The following is a 19,779-nucleotide window of genomic DNA, read 5'->3' on the forward strand; positions in this document are numbered from 1 at the left end:
ATACCTGCTGTGAAGATTAAAAAATTCTGGAAACGAATTTTATTAGGACTAATTTTAGTTCCAATGTTAGTAATAGGAGGCCTCATGCTATATATTCAGAGCAACCAATCCGAAATTATTAAAGGGGAGATCGCAAAACTAAACAAAGAACACAAAGGCCTTATTAGTGTTGGTGAAAGTGAATTATCTCTTTTTAGTAACTTTCCATACATTTCTATTAAAGTATATGATGTAAAAATCTTTGAAACTAAAGAAGATAATGCACCTATCATTATGGATGTAAAAGATATATACATTGGTTTTAACTTATGGGATATAGTAAAAGGAAATTATGACATTCAGTCTTTAGTTATAGAAGAAGGTGTTTTTAATATTGTAATTCATGAGAATAATACGACAAATATTCAAAACTCCTTAGCGAGTACTTCTGAAACAGAAACACCATCCACTAATATTCATCTAAAAAAAATTAGATTTAAAAGTCTAGACATCCATACTCTAGATGAGGCTACAAATACAGATGTCGAAAAATTCATGTACGCTGGTACAGGTGGTTTTAGCCAAAAAGATAGTATCATCGCTGGGCATATAGATACCCATTTTGAGTTGAATGTGATCAAAGATAGAGATACCACTTTCATTCATAATAAACATTTCGAAGTGCATACAGATGTGGTATTTAATGAATATACTGGAATTCTGGACATAGAACCTTCTGGGATTGTTATGGAAAATGGTGATTTTGAATTAGAAGGATCAATAGATACGAAGAATGATGTAGATCTAAACCTTTATGTAAAAGGGACAAAGCCTAATTTTGACATGCTGATTGCTTTTGCACCAACAGATGTTATACCTGTATTAGAGAAATACAGAAACGCTGGAGAAATTTATTTTAATGCTAAGATTGAAGGGCCTGCGAATAAAGGAAATACACCTTTTGTTCGCGCTAATTTCGGAGCAGGAAAAGCCTTCCTAGAAAATACTAAAAGAGGGAAGAAGATAGATAATATGGGATTCAATGGCCATTTTACAAATGGAAAAAATAGAGATGTAAGTACGATGGAGTTTTCGTTAACCGATATGACCGCATCTTTAGAAAAGGGAGAATTTGAAGGGTCTATTTTTGTAAAGAATTTTGAATCTCCAGAAGTGGATATGAAAATAAACTCAAATTTTAATCTCGATTTTATTACAGAATTTTTTGAACTGGAGCAAGTAGAAGATGCTTCAGGAGAGGTTTCATTGAAAATGAATTTTCATGATATTATAGATATTGATGAACCCGAAAAGGCTTTACAAAAACTTAATCAGGCGTATTTTACAGAATTGATTGTAAAAGAGCTGAGTTTAGTTGCCAAAGATCTTCCAGCTCCCTTGCACGATCTGAATGTAAATTTAGTAATGAATGGTAAAGAAGCAACTCTAAATAAGTTTGAACTGTTGATGGGGAAGTCAGATCTATCTGTAAGTGGTTTTCTTTCAGATTTACCTGCAATTGTGCATCATACGAACATCCCAGTAGATGTTCATTTGGATATAGTTTCTAAGTATTTAGATATTGCCGAATTAACTGGTTTTTCAGCACAGGATACTACCAAAACTGGTTTTGATGAACAAATAAAAGAATTGAGTTTAGGCCTTTCTTTTAAAGCTTCTGCAAAAGATTTTACAGAATCTAAATATTTACCAAAAGGTGAATTTTTTATCGATAGCCTATATGCAGATTTAAAGCATTATCCACATAAACTACATGATTTTCATGCAGATGTGTTAATAGATGATAAGGATCTCAAAATAGTTGATTTTACAGGATATATAGATGATAGTGATTTTCATTTTGATGGGCTTATACATGAGTATGCTTTTTGGATGCAATCCCAACTTAATGGAGATGTTGATTTAGATATCAACCTTACTTCTAAAAAGTTAAGGTTAGAAGATGTCTTTTCGTATAAGGGAGAAAATTATGTTCCTGAAGAGTATCGACATGAAATTTTTGATGATTTGGCATTGCATCTTACTTCTAGTATGCATTACAGAGATTCTGCTTTGCATTCCATTGACTTAGCTTTAGACAAATTGGATACAAAAATGGAATTGCACCCACTACGCTTTGATAATTTTAGAGGAAATATCCATTATGAAGATGAACACTTGGTAATAAAAGATTTTCATGGCGAAATAGGAACTACTAATTTTAATTTTGATCTTAATTACTATTTAGGTGAGGATGAGAAGATAAAGAAAAGAGATAATTACCTCTCAGTAAAAGCAAATTATATTGACTATGATGCGCTTTTTAACTTTGATGTGAGCTCTCCAGAATCAACAGAAGTTATGACTTCAACAACTGCTGATGTAAAAGAACATGCAGAAGCTTTTAATTTATATGAGTTGCCGTTTACGGATATGCAATTTAAGGCAGATATCACCCACTTTATTTACCACAGAATAGATCTTCAAAATATTAAAGCGGATATCAGAACAACACCCAATCATTATATTTATATAGATACCTTAGATATGGATGCAGCTGGAGGAAATATTCGATTAAGTGGGTATTTTAATGGTAGTGATCCAGAACATATTTATATGCAACCAGATTTGGTTATGAATAATGTAGATTTAGATAAATTACTGTTCAAGTTTGAAAATTTTGGACAAGATCATCTCGTTTCCGAAAATCTACAAGGAAAACTTACATCTAGAATTAAAGGTAAGATTAGAGTATATCCAGATATGGTACCTGATCTTGATCAATCTACCATAGAAATGGATGTGAAAGTACTAAATGGAAGATTAAAAAATTATGATCCAATGCTTGCGCTTTCTGACTATATGGGAGATAAAAACTTACAAAATATTCGATTTGATACTTTACAAAACAGCTTGGATATAAATAAAGGGAAGATCAATATTCCTGCTATGCGGATCGAATCTACTTTGGGGCATATGGAATTGTCTGGTTCGCATGACAGTAACCAAAATATTGATTATTACATACGAATTCCTTGGAAAACTGTGCGAAAAGCTTCTTGGCAAAAGTTATTTGGAAAAAAACAAGATACCGTTATTAGTCAGGAGCAAGAAGACGAGATTGTAGAGGTAGATCCGGACGAAAAAGTAAAATACCTTAACCTAAAAATCAAAGGAAGTATTGATGATTATAAGGTTTCATTAGGTAAGAAAAAACAAAAATAATAGCAGGTTTTTATAATTTCATTTAAGATAAACTATGGATTTTTTGATTTAATATCTATCATAGAAAATACACAGCATACTAAATTTTATAATTCAGACTATTAAATTTAATTGAAAATAAAGTTAATAATGTAAGATGTTAAAAAAGAAAAAAGCTTTTTATCTTTTCATATTTTATTTATTACCTATTCAATATACCGCGGCACAATTACCATATTATGAAAAGGTAACGTATAAGAAGAACTCTGAAAGAAGTATTATTGCAAAAATAATAGATGACCTAGGTTACAAATACTATTGGGTAACTGATAGTTTACTGAGTGATGAGTTGAGTACTAATTTTTATTCAGGAAAATTACCTAGATTGTTATTAGAAGATGCTTATCAAATGTCTGAAAATATTATCAATTCTGTTTCGGATAAAGTAGAGAAATCTAAACTAAATAAGGGAGAAACCTCATTTGATGAAATGAGAAAGAATACATTATTAAACTTAAAAGAGGCTAGTAATAAATTCATTAATAATAAAGAAACACTGCTTTTTTTAAATTGGAATGATTTTAAAAATGCTATTATATATGCAGATGCTTACTGTGATCAAATTATTTTATTTAGAAATGATGTAGGAAATCCTTACTCACCAAAACAAAGTGATATAAAAAAGAATAAAAGTAACTCTCAGATTTTTGAAGAAAGTATTGGAGCTGATGGCATAACAAATAAACAGTGGAAGAAAATTATGGAGCGGGGTGGTGGATATGGTGCTCATGATAGAATTAGATCTACCAGCAGAAAGAATCAAGAAACACTTATAAAACTAAAAAAGAAGGAAAGAGCTTCTATTAAGACTGGAAATCTAGAGAAAATTAAAATAACTACTAATAGTGTAGACGGACTTACTTATGTTTACTCTAGTTTCCCTCCTAAACAATTATCTTTTTTGTATAATAATGATAATGATTTGGTAAGAGGACTTGTGGATTGGGTTATTTATATAAATTCAGGAAATTCAGTTGAATTATCCGAGATGTTAAGAGTGGGCTTAGATAACGAAGTTTTTATTGATTATAATATCAATCAATCGTTAGTGAAAAATAGATATAGAGATATTATTGATCAAAATAATAATAGAGTTCGATTAGAATTTTCTGCAACACACTTTGATAAAATTAAATTTTCTAATGTTAAAATCACGAAAGTAACTATTAAAAAATCTCTTATTCGATTTTTTGGTGAAACAGATAATTCTAATGAACAATCTGAAAAAGAAGTAATAATTATTTTAAAACATATTGAAGGAAATTTATTAAACAGAATAATAGATAATATAAACCAAACACGGAAGGGATTAAATGAGTATGACGATACTATATTGAATCTAAGTAAATATTAGCATTATAATAAACCTCAATCATCACTAATCGGTTTCCAGTGGGTATACATAAAGAAATATATAATAAATGAAAAATGCTCTTTTACTTGTAAGTATATTGTTTACTATGTCCTTAACGGCACAAATTTCGAAATTAACAAACCCCAAATTAAGTCCGTTTCAAAAAACAGAAATTAAAATAGGAATTGTAGATGTCTCTTTAGAATATTCACGTCCTTCGATGCGCGGAAGAAAAATATTTGGGGCTCTAGAACCGTATGATAAAGTTTGGCGTACCGGAGCAAATAAGAATACTAAAATAGTTTTCTCGGATTATGTAATAATAGGAGATGTCGAAGTGGCTCCTGGAACATATACTATTTTTACGAAGCCATCGGTTGATACATGGGATGTATATTTTCATGCCGAAATAGATGAATATGGTGTGCCAGATACATTTAACCCTAAAAATAGTATTGTGCAGCTTAACGTTCCTGTGATAAAGTTAGATAAAGAAATAGAAACTTTGGGGATAACATTTGATAATTTGACCGCCAATGCCGCAATCTTGAACATTTCTTGGGAAAAAATAAAAATAGCAGTACCTATAAAAATACCTACAGATAAAATTTTAAAAAATTACCTTTCTAAAAAGAACACTTCTCTTTCACGAGAATATAGTTTAGCAGCTTATATATATTTTGATAAAGAAAAGAATAGTAAAAAAGCACTTGCAACAATTAAAAAGTCAATTGAAATTGAGGAGAAAGGAATGTCTTTCGAATTATGGCTTAAAAATGCAAACCTAGAAGATCAGCGATTAGCATATAATTACTATTTGAAATCTCAAATATTATACGATTTAGATGAAAAGGAAGAAGCCATAAAATCTGCAAGACAATCTCTAATCATCGCAGAAAAAATAAAAAGTGAATATTATATCAATACGAATACAGAAAATATTAAAGCATGGGGTAAACAATAAAACTCTATAAATATTTTTGCTACAAATTAAACCTTTTTGTAAACAGTTAGTCTAAAGACTAAATTACCTGTTAATGTATAAAAGTATTCTTTTAATTATTCCTTTTCTGTTTTTTGGATTTACTACCAAAACTAACTCAGATATGGTATTTGAAAACGTAGATGAGTTAGATATTCCTATATATGACTTTGATTCATTGGAACCTCTGTTATACACCAAAACTAATAAAACTCATATTATTAATTTTTGGGCTATGTGGTGCGCTCCATGTGTTAAAGAGTTACCTGTTTTTCAAGAATATGAAAAAAATAATCCTGATGTAGAATTGATTTTGGTAAGTCTTGATTTTCCAGAAGACATTGAAAAAAAACTTAAACCTTTTTTGGAGAAAAAGAGAATCTCATCAAAAGTTGTTTTGTTAAGCGATCCAGATGCAAATAGTTGGATAAATAAAATTGATCCAAATTGGTCTGGAGCTATTCCTTTTACAATAATATTCAATAATAAAGAGAGATCTTATCATGAACGATCTTTTGAAGATGTTAAAGACTTAGAAAAAGTAATTAATACCACAATAAATAGTAAATAAGATGAAAAAAAGTAATATCACTTTAGTAGTAATTCTAATTTTGTGCAGTTTTTTAGTCACCAATAATGTATACGCTCAAGATAGGAAAGGTCCTCCGCCAAATGGTGAGCGCAAAGGTCCTCCAAGAGGAGGGCACGGTCCAGAACAAACAAAAACACTAGAAGAAATAGGAGGATATAAAATAGGAGAGACCGCATCTAATTTTAGTCTTAAAAATGTGGACGGTACTATGTTTTCTTTATCAGATATCGATAATGCAAAAGGTTACATCGTAGTTTTTACTTGTAATGAGTGCCCATTTGCAAAAATGTATGAAGATCGATTAATTCAAATCCACAATCAATACGCTCCAGAAGGTTATGCTGTAGTAGCAATTAATCCAAATATCAATGAAGGTAATACAAAAGAAAATTTCAAAGCGATGCAAAGTAGGTCTAAAGAAAAAGAGTTCCCTTTTGTATATCTAGCGGATGAACAACATAATGTATTTCCAAAATATGGGGCTGTAAGGACTCCTCATGTTTTTCTTTTAGATAAAGAAAGAAAAGTACAGTATATAGGAACTATAGACGATAACGCAAGATTTGCTAATGATGTGAAGGTAAAATATCTTGAAAACGCTATAGAAGCACTTCAAAAAGGTGAAAAACCAAAAGTGAATTTTACTAAAGCTATAGGATGCCCTGTTAAAGCGATTTAAGTAGAGTAAACTATTTTATAATACCATTTATAGAGAAATAGCGATTCGAGTTTTAATTCGAGTCGTTATTTTTTTCTGTAAATATTTTATTCCCTCGCTAGTATTAGTCTGTTATTAGGGATAATATAAGTAAGTAATCACATAAAAGAGTTATAGATTCTGTTTGATATGTTTATGCTTAACTAGTTTAAAACTAAAAGGAACTAGTATGCGGAAATAATAAGAAAACTGAGTAACATTTAGCTGTGTTATGACACTTACATATAAATTAGGAATTAAATGAATAATGAGTTAACAGATTCTGAAAATAGTCAGAGTTTAACAGATAAAGACATTTTTGTAAAAATTTGGACTTCTCCAAGAACAGTCTTTAAATTTATAAATGACAATCAGTATGATAAATATGTAAATATTCTTTTGTTCTTTGCAGGAATTTCTAGAGCATTTGATAGAGCATCTTTAAAGGATACTGGAGATACAATGTCTCTATTTGCTATAATAGGTTTTTGTGTTTTTTTTGGTGGGCTTTTGGGATGGATATCATATTATATTTATTCAGCATTGCTTAGTTGGACGGGAAAATGGATAAAAGGTCAAGGCGATACAAAATCTATTTTACGAATTATCTCCTATGCTATGATTCCTGCAGTAATAGGACTGATTTTTCTCATACCGCAAATAGGAATATATGGTAATGAAATGTTTAAATCCAATGGAGATATAGTAAGTGCAGGACTTGTTTCGAATATCTTTGTTTATGGAGCTTTAATTTTAGAATTTATTTTAGGGATTTGGACAATTATCTTTTGTGTTGTTGGTGTCTCCGAAGTTCAAAAATTATCAATTGGAAAAACAATTTTGAATCTATTATTACCATTTTTTGTTTTCATGATTCCTATAGTTATTATTATCTTGATTTTTCAAATTTGATAAAACATTAAATAAGTAAATATTAAACAGGATATGAATAATAAATTATCTTCAGATTTCACGAAAGTGTTTCAAATAGCTGTAATTGTAAAGTTCATTACTTTATCAATTGTGTGCTTTATTTTGCTATTCATATTTGATTTTAAAACAAGTTTGGTAATGTTAACTTTGTTGATTATTTGTTTCTTTATCTTACGGAATATGGGTATAACAAAACTTAAAACGGTTTATTGGGATGAAAAGTCATTAATAATAGGAAGTTTTAATTCTAAATTTTTAATCCCAATAGCAGATATTAAAGATGTTAAACGTACTTTCCTTTTTGATGATTTTCCTTTTAAAATGAAATATATTAAGTCAGGGAAAATTGAGAAAGTATATTTCCTTCCTAAAAGCAAATTTTTTAAGGGTTTCTTCAGCGGAAATGAACACATTGAGGCACTTAAACAAGAAATTGAAAAGTATAAATAAATCAATTATCAATTAATCTGTAACGGAAAGCAATATATGTAAAGGTATTTGACACAATGCTTTAAAACTGAAAAGTACATTAATTTGATCAGGAAGTATCTATAGTTACGAAATAATTTATTTTGCAGGAAAAGTATTTGAAACGTTATAGCTTGTTTAAATGAAGATATCGATTGATATAAATATCTGATGTTTATTACACTTGGGTTTGTCTTATTTACAATAATTGGAACTGTAAGTCACGAATTCGGACATATACTTGTAGCAAAATCACTAGGCTATCAAACTGCACTTCATTATGGAAGTATGAGTTATGATAATTCTGATTTTAAGAAGAAGAAAATTGTTGAAATATATAATCAAAATAAGATAGAGATTGATCAGGGAACTGACTTTGTGGATAAAAAGGAGTACGAAGAAAGTGTAAGGAAATTGACAAATGACATTTTGCCAATCAGAATGGGAGGTCCTTTACAAACTACCGTTACTGGGATTGTAGGTTTGATGATTATTTGTTGGAGGAGAAAAAAAAGTAATGATTACCAATTAAAATTCTTAGACTGGTTAGCTATTTTTCTATCATTATTCTGGTTAAGAGAAGTTTTTAATTTGACAATGTCAATCGGGAGTGAATTGATTAAACCTGATGGGAGTTACTTTGGAGGAGATGAAAAAAAAATCTCTGAGCTATTAAATTTATGGAATGGTACTGTTTCTTTTTCTTTAGGAATTATAGGATTATTAGTAACTATGTTTATTCTGCTTAAAGTTGTCCCTAAACAATTGAGGTTTACATTTATTTTAGGTGGATTTTTGGGAGGAGTATTTGGATTCATTTTTTGGATGAACATATTGGGGCCGGAAATATTGCCATAACGTGTACTACAATATCTATAATTAAGAAATGACTTAACAAAAATCAAAATAGGATGTTACAATATGAACCCAACTTGGGAAATTTTCGTAACTCAAATAGCCTAACTAAAAACATATGCTAGCACCGAGCATACTATCAATATATCTAAATGATTAATTAGGTTTTTAGTACGATTGAATATTTACATGAACATAAAGTGGATAAGTTATGAGTGAAGAAAAACGTAAACTCAACCAAGAAAAATAAATTATATTAGACCTTAGTTATATAAAATCTTGAGTTTGTATTCAAGCATTAATTTGTTCACGAAAATAATAACGCACAGATATCTTTATAAGGAATGCAGTAAATGATTACATCAAACTCCATTTTATTTACGATTATTAGTGTTTTTGCACTACAAGCAATAGTACTAAGCGCATTAATATTTTTTAAACGCCCAAAAATATTAGCTCAGAAGTTTTTAGCGATGTTGACTTTTTTTTATGCTATTATGGCATTAAATATTGTCTTAGTTAATGTTTTGAAAGATCATAATATGCTTGATGTTTTTAGATATGTTCAGCTAGAAATGCTTTATGGTATTGGTCCTGCACTGTATTTTTATACTAAAAGTGTTACGAATACATCATTTAAATTTTCAAAACAACATCTTATTCATTTCTTACCGTTGGTTTTAGAGTTTATTTTTTATAGAACATCAATTTATAGAAATGGAGCGGATGGTTTGTATGAAAACCCCATTCCTAGTATAAGTTATGTATATTTAATAGAACAATGGATAGGTGTCATTTCGATCATTACCTACAGTATTATATCATTACGGTTACTCTTTAATCACCAAGTTTTACTAAAACAATACTACGCTAAGTTGGATAAGCATTCATTTGACTGGTTAAAAATCCCTATACTTATTTATGCATCATTTTTTATTCTATGGAATATCATAACAGAAATTGATCGATTTGTTTTTGATAGAAGCCTTAGAGAATATTACTTTCTTCCTACATTCGTTGTCCTCTCCATACTCTGTACCTGGATCGCTTTTAAGGGATACCTTAGAAAACAAGAATCATCTTTGGCGTTGAAAGTTTTAGTAGATACATCTGAAAAAGTAAAAGAACCAATAAAAAAAGACACTCAATTTATTGAAAAATTAGAACAGTTAATGCAAAATGAAAAGCCTTATTTGAGTACGGACATAAACTTAACGAAGCTTTCCGAATTACTACAAATGAAGCCCAAGATAGTTTCATTAAAGATTAATCAAAATTGTTCAAAAAACTTTTATGATTTAATCAATTCTTATCGTGTAGCAGAATTTAAAGAACGTTTAAAATCTTCTGATAAAGACAAACTATCATTATTAGGTCTTGCGTATGAATGTGGGTTTAATTCAAAATCTACTTTTAACCATGTTTTTAAGAAAACAACACAGTTAACTCCAAGTCAATATCTTAAGGGCATTGAAAATACGTCCGAAAAGAAGCAGTAGGACGATTAATAACTTTTTAGGGATTAATATTGCGGCTTAAACAATTAAAATAGCATCGATTCTTCTTTATGTAAGGTTTGATTAAAGGTGCTTAACCTAAAATTTAATGAAAAAAAACATAACAATTATCCCCTTAATTTTTATACTTCTTTATGGAACTATAAATGCTCAACAAGCAACTACAAATTTTCAAAAAGGACAAATTCTTAGTGATTTAGATTATTTGTACCATTCATTAGAAAACACACATTTTAACTTATATGCATATACATCAAAAGATGATTTTGAGAGAAATTATCAAATTGTAAGAAGTGAAATAAAAAAAGACTCTTTTAATCTTCTTGAAACAACATCACTATTACAAAAAGTTATATCTGCAGCAAACAATGCCCATACTAGAATTGTGTTCCCAGGTTCTATATATATGGAATACGTCCAATCTGGGGGCACCATTTTTCCATTAGAGATTGCTTTTGAAGATGGAAAAGCCTTAGTTAGAAAAAATTGGTCAAAAAATGATATTAAAATCGGTGCTGAACTGAAAAGTATTAATGGCAGATCAATTGATGAGGTTTTGCAAAAAATCTATCCTCAGATTTCAGCCGAAAGATCCTATTTAAAAAATGCACAAATTGAGTCTTTAACGCTGTCAAGGTTTTATTGGCAAGTTTTTGGAGAACAAAAAGTTTTTAACGTTGAACTTTTTATAGAAGGCAAGCGAAAAGAAATTCGAGTAGATGCTATAAAAGCTTTGGAAGATTTTGAAATGCGACGAGATGATATAATAAATCACAAAAGAGTATTTGCATTTAAATCAAAGGCTGCTTATTTAAATCCTGGTAGTTTTGCAGGTAATGAGGATGACTATAGAACGTTTATAGATTCTGCCTTTATAGAAATTAAAAAAAGCCAAACAAAAAACCTTATTATTGATTTGAGAAATAATCCAGGTGGAAATGATTCATTTAGTGATTATATGGTGTCTTATATTGCAGGTAAGCCTTTTAAGTGGTTTTCAAAATTTCAACTTAAAACTAGTCAATTACTAAAAGAACATGTACGACAAACCAAAGATACAACAGAAGCTTTTTGGAAATCTGTACTAGGACATAAAAACGGAGAAATATACGATTATGACTTTGGATTTTATGTGCCAAAACCAGAATTGAAACGTTTTAAAGGTAAGGTTTATGTATTGGTTAACCGACAGTCTTATTCACAATCTACTGTTACAGCTGCTCAAATACAGGATTATAACTTAGGAGTAATAGTAGGAGAAGAAACGGCAGAATACAGTAATCTATACGCTTCAATTTTCAGCTTTAAATTACCAGAAACAGGCATTATAGTAGATGTACCTAAAGGCCTAATTGAGCGTATTAATTCTAAGAAGCAGGATCTAGGTGTAATTCCAGAAATTAAAATAATAGATCATTTGTTGGATGACGACGATGAAATATTGAAAGAATTATTAATGATTATCCATGGAGATTTAAAAGATATTACTAAGGGCAGAAGAGACTAATCCTAGGTAATCATTAAAATAGTGTAGCTGTTAGTATGTATTTAATTAACCGCTTATCGTATTTTTAGGTGGGTGTATTGTTTGTAAAATATAAAGTTACTAATCAATATATAGAAAACAGAAAAGTATGGTAACATTTAATCTTTTTAAGATACTTATATTGGCGTTTTAAAATATGCCAAAAAACAGATGCCTAATGAAAAAGACTTTAAATGATTTAACCAAAGAAGATTGGAATACGCTTTTTCCAATTGAATTGGTTGAGCATAATCCCGAATGGAAAAACATTTATGAAAACGAAAAGAAACGAATTTTAGATAAAGTAGGAAAGGGGAAAATATTGCGAATAGAACATTTTGGTAGTTCATCTATTACTACGATAAAATCTAAACCATATATTGATTTAATGATCGAAATTCCTAAAGAACTATTATTCGATAGACAATTAATAGATCAATTTACAGAATTAGGTTATTCACATTTCGAAGTTCCTGCAAGAGAAAATATCGAAACGTATTCCACATTCGGGAAAGGATATAATGTAGATGGAACTAAAGAACAAATTTTTCATATCCATATGTGTCCGAAAGATAATGTAATGTGGAAACAGATTGACTTCCGCGATTATCTAAACGCTAATAATAAACGTGCAAAAGAATATGAAAGTTTGAAATTAGAATTAGCATCTAAGTTTAAAAATGATAGAGGTTCGTACGTTCTCGGGAAAACTGACTTTATAAATGAAACGTTGAGCATTATAAAAGAAAACACTAAAGTATAATTATTTAAAGTATCCGTATTAGTGCATTGGAAATTAAAAAAATAATTGAGTACTAAACCCAAAAATATGATGTCTTTTTATAGACTAAATTTCATACGCAAGAACTTAGACGATATATTCATAACTTTAATATCCTGATCAAGAATAGTGGAAAAAATATTAAATAATGTAAAAGATTTTTTTACAGAGTTTCCAGAATTTATATACCTTATCATTGGTATTGTTTTTCTTGTTTTGTTCATTGGAACAGTAAAAAATAAGAATTGGGCAATTGACCCAGAAAGTGGAAATCAAAGAATGTTTTATAATATGTTTGGTCATAAAACTTTTAGAGTATTCATAGGGGTTGTTTACATACTAGGAACTGTTGCAGGCTTTTGTGGTTTTTTCATGTATTTTACAAAGAAGTAGTTACGTATGTTAATAATAACGAATATTTAAAAAGCAAATACCTCAATTAACAGTAATGGATGATAGCAAAATTTCGGTTATCCATGACCGAAATTTTATTTCATCTAATGGCGGCTTAGTAAGTTATGTTGGTTCGTTTGATTTGTTAGAAAAATTAACAAGTAAAGAGCACAGAAAATTTGTTGAAACTTCAATATTATTTGATAGACTAAAAAGATGAATTTATGACAGAAAGTATTTCGATTGTTGGCGGAGGAATTGGAGGTTTAGTAACAGCTTTATCCTTTGATAAATTAAATATTCCATATAAATTATACGAAAGAGCTGTTTCTTTAGAAGTAGTAGGAGCAGGAATATGGTTATCTCCAAATGCATTACAAGTTTTGGAATGGATTAATCCTAGCTTATTACAGGAGATTCAGAATACCGGAAATACTTTTAATCGGATTATGGTTGCTAATCATAAATTAAAACCAATATCAGATTCTAAACAAGATTTTGTTCAAGAAAAATTTGGTTACACTACAATGGCAATTCATAGAGGAAAGCTACAGCAAATTCTATATGAATATGTACAACAAGAAAATATTATACTAGGGAAAGATTTTAGAGAATACGCTGAAAACGATGAAAAACCCTATGAATTATATTTTGAAGATGGTTCCGTTGTAAATACTAATTCTATAATTGGTGCGGACGGAATTAATTCTAAAATTCGGAAACAATTATTTCCTAATAGTAAATTACGGTACTCAGGGCAAACATGTTGGAGAGGAGTTTCTAACTATAATTTAGATGCTCAATTAGAATCGGTAGGTTTTACTTTGTGGGGTAAGAAATTACAGTTTGGAGTCTCTAAAATTTCGGAAGGAAAAGTATATTGGTTTGCAGTGAAATTGAGTGCACCTAATTTGACCGATGATAAAAAAAGTATAAAGAGTCTTCTAGTTACTATGTTCTCGGAGTACGATCCGCTCGTAACGGATCTTATTAAAAATACACCAAACGAGACAATTTTTAGAGGAGATCTTTCTGATTTAGAATTACTAAATAAATGGAATTCAGGAAATATTTGCCTAATAGGAGACGCCGCTCATAGTATGACACCAGATTTAGGACAAGGTGGTGCCCAAGCAATTGAGGATGCATTTTATTTATCAAATTTTATTAAAGAAACTAATAAACTGGAATCGGCATTCAATAAATTTTACGCGTATAGAAAGACGAAAGTTGAAAAATTAGTGAAACAATCAAGACTAACTTCAAAAATTGCAATAACAAATAGGTTTATGGAAGTTATTCGAAACTTAGTTCTTAAAAGAACACCTGAATCTTATATGAAAAAACAGATGTTTGAATTGTACAAACTAGATAAAACTATTGTTAACAATCCATAAAATAACTGCTAATAACACTTAACATGATTAAAAACGTGAAGTTATATTATAAAAAAGAAATAACTGTTCGTTAATAGCGTATAGATCTCTAACGATTTATTCATTTCTTGATTTCAATCAAGTGTTGTTTTTTCATAATCCATTGATATTTGTCTTTGAACTAAATATCAAAACGATGGAAACTAATTTTTACAGAAGTACAGGACTTTCATTAACGATAGGCTCATTTTTGGCAATTGTTACTATGATTTTACATCCCGCAGGAGGCGATATTGCCCATATTATCAAAGTAGCCGTACCGATAAAGATCGCACACTCATTAGCTATATGTTGTTTGCCTTTTATTTTATTTGGCTTTTATGGATTAACACATAGACTTTCTGAAAAATGGAAATTATCAACTTTGGCACTCATTGTAATTGCTTTTGGACTTTTTGCAGCAATGCTGGCGGCAATGTTTAACGGTTTAATATTACCAAGTTTTCTTAGTCAATACTCAGAAAACATAGAACAGAGTCAAAATACATTACTATATATAATAAATTATGGTTTTGCTATTAATAAGGCATTAGATTATGTATTTATTATTTCTTTATGTTTCGCTATTACGATCTACTCATTACTTCTTATTCGTTCAGGAAAACTTCCTAAATTCATTGGGTATTTGGGGGTTTTAATTTTGATAGTCTCAATCGTTGGTGCAGTTTCAAATTATGCATTTACTAGCCTTATAGGATTTAGAATATTTGTTTTCAGCATAGCAGCTTGGATTCTATTCTCGGGAATAGCACTAATTCGATTGAAAGAATAGAATACAGTAAACAAGATTACTGAAAAGAATCAAAGACGTCGATATAATAGTCGAAGGAACATTGTTTAAAAAATTAGATTAATAATATCTAAAGAAAAATGTTATGCTAATTAAAAAATATACTACTAATTGGATAAATGATTTTAATGATCTGAAAAATGAAATAGAGAAAGGCTTAGGTGAGCTTAATTATTCAATTGAACATGTAGGAAGCACTTCCATACCAAATTTAGATGCTAAGCCAATTATTGATATCGATATCATTTATCAGGATAAGTTAGAGTTTGAAAAAATAAAAATGGAGTTAATAGACATAGGATACTATCATAATGGGGATCAGGGAATTGAAAGTAGGGAAGTCTTTAAACGAAATGAAAAGTATATGAATCCAATTTTAGATAAAATTAGCCATCATTTATACGTTTGTTTAAAGTACAGTAAAGGGCTAGAAAGGCATATTCTATCACGTGATTATATGAAGAAAAATGATTGGGCAAGATTAAAATATCAGAAAATGAAATATGAACTAGCGGAAAAAGCAAATCAAAACAAAAAGGTATATGCGCAATTGAAAGAATTAAACATAAATAATTTTATTGATGAAATTATTTATCTAGAAAAAAATAAAGATAGGAACATAGATGAGAAATAAGGATTTTATAAATTTAAGGACAATTATGAAATAGTTAAAAACAATATAATATATACAGAAGAATATGATACCAATTAATGATTTACTTCTTTTTGGGTTGGCTGCATTGATTATGGTGCTTTCTCCTGGCCCGAACATGATTTATTTAATTTCAAGGTCTTTATCACAAGGAAAAAGGGCAGGAATAATATCCTTGTTAGGAGTAATGTGCGGATTTTTATTTCATATATTAATGGTTTCTTTTGGGTTAACTGCAATATTCTTTGCAGTTCCTTATGCTTTTGTGGTTGTAAAGTTTCTTGGAGTTGGATACTTATTGTATTTAGCTTATAATACTGTTAAATCTAAAAATAAGATCTTTGATGCAGAACAAAATTTAAAATCCGATAAACCGCTAAAGCTTTTTAATATTGGATTATTGACTAATATTTTGAATCCAAAAATGGCGGTGTTTTATCTTTCTTTTTTTCCTCAATTTATTAAACCCGAATATGGTTCTATTCTAAGTCAAAGTTTTCAACTAGGAATTATTCAGGTAATAATAAGTTTTTTAGTTAATTTTTTGATTGTTATTTCGGCAGCCAAGATGGCGAGTTGGTTCTCTAAAAAGCCAATTTGGATAAGAATCCAAAAATGGTTTATGGCCTCTGTATTAACCGGGTTAGCTCTAAAAATGGCATTAACAAAGGCGAAATAAAATCTTCATACAAAAAAGGTTGTGTTTTATAGGAGTTAAGCTTTAAAACTTTATCAGACATAAGTCATTCACGAATTAGTACATCATTTAGGTCTAAATACTTTGATGTTTTTTTCATTTGTATCGATCTTGTATCCACCAGTAAGTTCCAAACAATATGGAATTGCTGGAAATACAGCCTGAATGCATTCACGTATTGATTTAGGTTTCCCAGGAAGATTTACGATTAATGTTTTATTTCGTATTCCAGCCGTTTGTCTAGATAATATAGCTGTAGGGACATATACCAAACTTTCTTGTCGCATTAATTCTCCAAATCCAGGGAGCATTTTATTGCAAACGTTTTCTGTTGCTTCTGGTGTAACATCTCTAACCGTAGGACCTGTACCTCCAGTTGTGAAAATAAGACAACATCCTTCCTTATCGCTAAGAGTTGTTAGTGTTTGTTCGATAATATCTTGCTCATCTGGAATCACTTGGTATACTGAGCCCCATTTTGAAGAGATATAATCATTCAAAACATTATTAATTTCTTTACCAGAAATATCTTCATAAATTCCTTTACTAGCTCTATCTGAAACCGTAAGTATTCCAATCTTTATTACATTCATTTAATTGTATTGATAAATTTATTGATGCTTTTTTTAGTTATCCTATTAGTATGAATACTATCAATAAGTAAAGATAAATAGGATTGTTTTGTTCTGGTAATATTAGTTTTTTTCTAATTATTGATATCGTTTGTAATTCATTTTTCAGGAATGATTCTTTGCTGTTTATTTTTAAATAAGTAGGTTAAACTAATTACAATAATAAGAAGATAGATTATTAAATGCAACATAGTTGCATTTGTTGTTTTCTCATTAGATTTGCAATTGAATAAATCTTTTCTTTTTAGAATTAAATGGACGAGTAACTCCATGAAATTGGGATGCACTAAACACATACTATGTTCGATTCTTGTTGATAAATAAAGGTAAGTAGAAAAGGTTTTAATTTAAATTAATATGGAATACAATCGAAGAAAATTTATATCCTTTATTGGTAAAGTTAGTTTAGGTACTATGATAACTCCACCTTTTTTAATTAGCTGTGGTAATACTAGTAATCCCATTGATGTAAAAAATGGATCTAAAGAAAATCTTGAGCAATTAAGAAGAATAGTTTTAGAAGAATTATCTGCATCTGATCAAGACGATTTACTACTTACAAAAGAATTAGATTATCATACCATAATAAAATGGGGAGATAAGATTAGTGACGATGATAGTTTTGGATTTAATAATGATTTTACTTGCTTTATTCCTCTTAATGAGAATAACCCAAAAGATGGTTTGTTATGGGTAAATCATGAATATGTAAATCCATTATTTGTTTCTGGTTTTAATCATAGAAAATATAAAAACCCACAGCAACATAGAACTGTAGAACAGGTAAATAAAGAAATGTACAATGTTGGTGGAAGTATTATAAGAATTAAAGAAGAAAAAGGAAAATGGAGTATAGTGGAGAATGATCCTTTGAACAGAAGGATTACAGCACAAACTCCGATTCAATTAAACTGGGATACTCCAATAAAAGGAAAAACTTCGGTTGTAGGAACACTTAGTAATTGCTCAGGAGGAATTACTCCTTGGAAAACTTTTCTTAGCTGTGAAGAAAACTACGACGGTTTTTTTGGAGAAACAGAGTATAATGAAAATAACGAAACTACACATAGACCAAGTTTTTATGGTTGGGAAAATTTTTATGACTATCCTCCAGAACATTACGGTTGGGTCGTAGAAATAGATCCAAAAAACGGAAGAGCCCAAAAGCATATTGCTTTAGGTAGATTTGCTCACGAATGTTGCACCTTATATGAATTAGATGATAAAAGAGTGGTTGTTTATACTGGAGATGATAAAAACAGTGAACATCTGTATAAATTTATTTCTTCTAAACCAGGTTCTTTAAAAGAAGGTATTCTTTATGTAGCAGATACTGTTCATGGAAAATGGCTTGCATTAGATTGGGAGAATCAAACTGTTTTAAGAGAAAAATTTAAAGACCAAACAGAGGTCTTAATCAGAGCTAGAGAAGCATCAAAATTATTAGGTGCTACAGAATTAAATCGTCCTGAGGATATTGAAATCGATCCTATCACCGGAAATATTTTTATTTCGCTAACTAATAATAAGGATGTAAATGATTTTCATGGTTCAATTTTAAAAATAGAAGAAACAAATGGAGAATTTGATGCGTTAACTTTTAGAGCATCTACTTATAAAGTTGGTGGTGAAGAAAATGGATTTTCATGCCCTGATAATTTAGCGTTCGATTTATCAGGGAATCTATGGATAACCTCTGATATGTCTGGAAGTGCCATGAATAAAATTGATAAGCCTTATATGTCATTTAAAAATAACAGCTTATTTGTAATTCCTAGATATGGCGAACAAGCAGGAGAAGTAATTCGGGTTGCGTCGGCCCCAAGAGACGCAGAACTCACTGGTCCCTGGTTTTCTCCTGATGGAAAAACATTGTTTTTAAGCGTTCAACATCCTGGTGAACAATCTATAGATTTAAATACTTTAACAAGTAAATGGCCTTTTGATAAAGATGATATTCCTAAACCTGCAGTTGTAGCCATTACTGGCAATTTAATAGAGAAAATGAATAATTTAAATAAAATTTACGGTTAAGATAACTCCTTAAAGAATACCATATGTCTTAAAAATAAGGGAGAATATTGTTTTTTAGAACAGGAAACTCTTAGCATAAATAAAATAGTATTGACGATAAAAACATCGAATTCGTAAGATTTAGTAACAATTTGAACAGTTCAGAAATAAAGGGAATAAACAAAGAATTGAATAGATAAATTCATCAATTAATAACTT

18 protein-coding genes are annotated in these 19,779 nt (G+C 29.7%); 17 read left to right on the plus strand and 1 reads right to left on the minus strand.

Annotation, left to right across the window (positions count from 1 at the left end; translation table 11 throughout):
• Positions 1 to 9: 9 nt before the first annotated feature.
• The 16 genes from BMY33_RS12805 to BMY33_RS12880 all read left to right on the plus strand — a co-directional run bounded on the left by BMY33_RS12805 (position 10) and on the right by BMY33_RS12880 (position 16,897).
• Positions 10 to 3,204 carry an AsmA family protein gene (locus BMY33_RS12805; protein ID WP_091409086.1) on the plus strand — a complete coding sequence of 1,065 codons (3,195 nt, stop codon included), beginning with the start codon at positions 10 to 12 and terminating at the stop codon, positions 3,202 to 3,204.
• A gap of 136 nt (positions 3,205 to 3,340) precedes the next feature.
• A complete protein-coding gene (locus tag BMY33_RS12810) occupies positions 3,341 to 4,597 on the plus strand; it encodes a hypothetical protein (protein ID WP_091409088.1) in 1,257 nt (418 codons plus the stop codon).
• Between the two features lie 67 nt (positions 4,598 to 4,664).
• On the plus strand, positions 4,665 to 5,561 hold the full coding sequence (locus BMY33_RS12815; RefSeq protein WP_091409091.1) for a DUF2911 domain-containing protein: 897 nt from the start codon (positions 4,665 to 4,667) through the stop codon (positions 5,559 to 5,561).
• Between the two features lie 73 nt (positions 5,562 to 5,634).
• Positions 5,635 to 6,150, plus strand: coding sequence for a TlpA family protein disulfide reductase (locus BMY33_RS12820; RefSeq protein WP_091409094.1), 516 nt, complete (start codon positions 5,635 to 5,637; stop codon positions 6,148 to 6,150).
• Position 6,151: 1 nt separating this feature from the next.
• Positions 6,152 to 6,850, plus strand: coding sequence for a thioredoxin family protein (locus tag BMY33_RS12825; protein ID WP_091409097.1), 699 nt, complete (start codon positions 6,152 to 6,154; stop codon positions 6,848 to 6,850).
• 279 nt (positions 6,851 to 7,129) lie between these two features.
• On the plus strand, positions 7,130 to 7,780 hold the full coding sequence (locus BMY33_RS12830) for a Yip1 family protein (protein ID WP_091409098.1): 651 nt from the start codon (positions 7,130 to 7,132) through the stop codon (positions 7,778 to 7,780).
• Positions 7,781 to 7,813: 33 nt separating this feature from the next.
• Positions 7,814 to 8,251, plus strand: a complete 438-nt coding sequence (locus BMY33_RS23480; protein ID WP_091409101.1) for a hypothetical protein — start codon at positions 7,814 to 7,816, stop codon at positions 8,249 to 8,251.
• 189 nt (positions 8,252 to 8,440) lie between these two features.
• Complete coding sequence (locus BMY33_RS12840; RefSeq protein WP_091409103.1) at positions 8,441 to 9,127, plus strand: hypothetical protein; 687 nt, start codon at positions 8,441 to 8,443, stop codon at positions 9,125 to 9,127.
• A gap of 350 nt (positions 9,128 to 9,477) precedes the next feature.
• Complete coding sequence (locus BMY33_RS12845; protein ID WP_091409106.1) at positions 9,478 to 10,623, plus strand: helix-turn-helix domain-containing protein; 1,146 nt, start codon at positions 9,478 to 9,480, stop codon at positions 10,621 to 10,623.
• Positions 10,624 to 10,729: 106 nt separating this feature from the next.
• The gene (locus BMY33_RS12850; protein ID WP_091409108.1) at positions 10,730 to 12,148 is read left to right on the plus strand and encodes a S41 family peptidase; all 1,419 of its coding nucleotides are present in this window, start codon (positions 10,730 to 10,732) and stop codon (positions 12,146 to 12,148) included.
• Positions 12,149 to 12,344: 196 nt separating this feature from the next.
• On the plus strand, positions 12,345 to 12,929 hold the full coding sequence (locus BMY33_RS12855) for a GrpB family protein (RefSeq protein WP_170837071.1): 585 nt from the start codon (positions 12,345 to 12,347) through the stop codon (positions 12,927 to 12,929).
• A gap of 147 nt (positions 12,930 to 13,076) precedes the next feature.
• A complete protein-coding gene (locus BMY33_RS12860; protein ID WP_170837072.1) occupies positions 13,077 to 13,340 on the plus strand; it encodes an immunity 17 family protein in 264 nt (87 codons plus the stop codon).
• A 224-nt stretch (positions 13,341 to 13,564) separates the two neighbouring features.
• Positions 13,565 to 14,737, plus strand: coding sequence for an FAD-dependent monooxygenase (locus tag BMY33_RS12865; RefSeq protein WP_091409115.1), 1,173 nt, complete (start codon positions 13,565 to 13,567; stop codon positions 14,735 to 14,737).
• A 175-nt stretch (positions 14,738 to 14,912) separates the two neighbouring features.
• Positions 14,913 to 15,548, plus strand: coding sequence for a hypothetical protein (locus tag BMY33_RS12870; protein WP_091409117.1), 636 nt, complete (start codon positions 14,913 to 14,915; stop codon positions 15,546 to 15,548).
• 103 nt (positions 15,549 to 15,651) lie between these two features.
• Positions 15,652 to 16,200 carry a GrpB family protein gene (locus tag BMY33_RS12875; RefSeq protein WP_091409119.1) on the plus strand — a complete coding sequence of 183 codons (549 nt, stop codon included), beginning with the start codon at positions 15,652 to 15,654 and terminating at the stop codon, positions 16,198 to 16,200.
• Between the two features lie 64 nt (positions 16,201 to 16,264).
• Positions 16,265 to 16,897, plus strand: a complete 633-nt coding sequence (locus BMY33_RS12880) for a LysE family translocator (protein ID WP_091409121.1) — start codon at positions 16,265 to 16,267, stop codon at positions 16,895 to 16,897.
• An 83-nt stretch (positions 16,898 to 16,980) separates the two neighbouring features.
• Here the strand turns inward: BMY33_RS12880 and mog are convergent, their stop codons facing one another.
• A complete protein-coding gene (mog, locus tag BMY33_RS12885) occupies positions 16,981 to 17,508 on the minus strand; it encodes a molybdopterin adenylyltransferase (protein WP_091409123.1) in 528 nt (175 codons plus the stop codon).
• Between the two features lie 396 nt (positions 17,509 to 17,904).
• On the opposite strand from mog, the gene BMY33_RS12890 reads away from it, so the two are divergent.
• Entirely contained in the window at positions 17,905 to 19,581 is a 1,677-nt protein-coding gene (locus BMY33_RS12890) for a PhoX family protein (protein WP_091409126.1), read from the plus strand.
• The last annotated feature ends 198 nt before the right edge of the window (positions 19,582 to 19,779 follow it).

Origin of the sequence: Aquimarina amphilecti, assembly GCF_900109375.1 — a bacterium.
Lineage (GTDB): Bacteria > Bacteroidota > Bacteroidia > Flavobacteriales > Flavobacteriaceae > Aquimarina > Aquimarina amphilecti.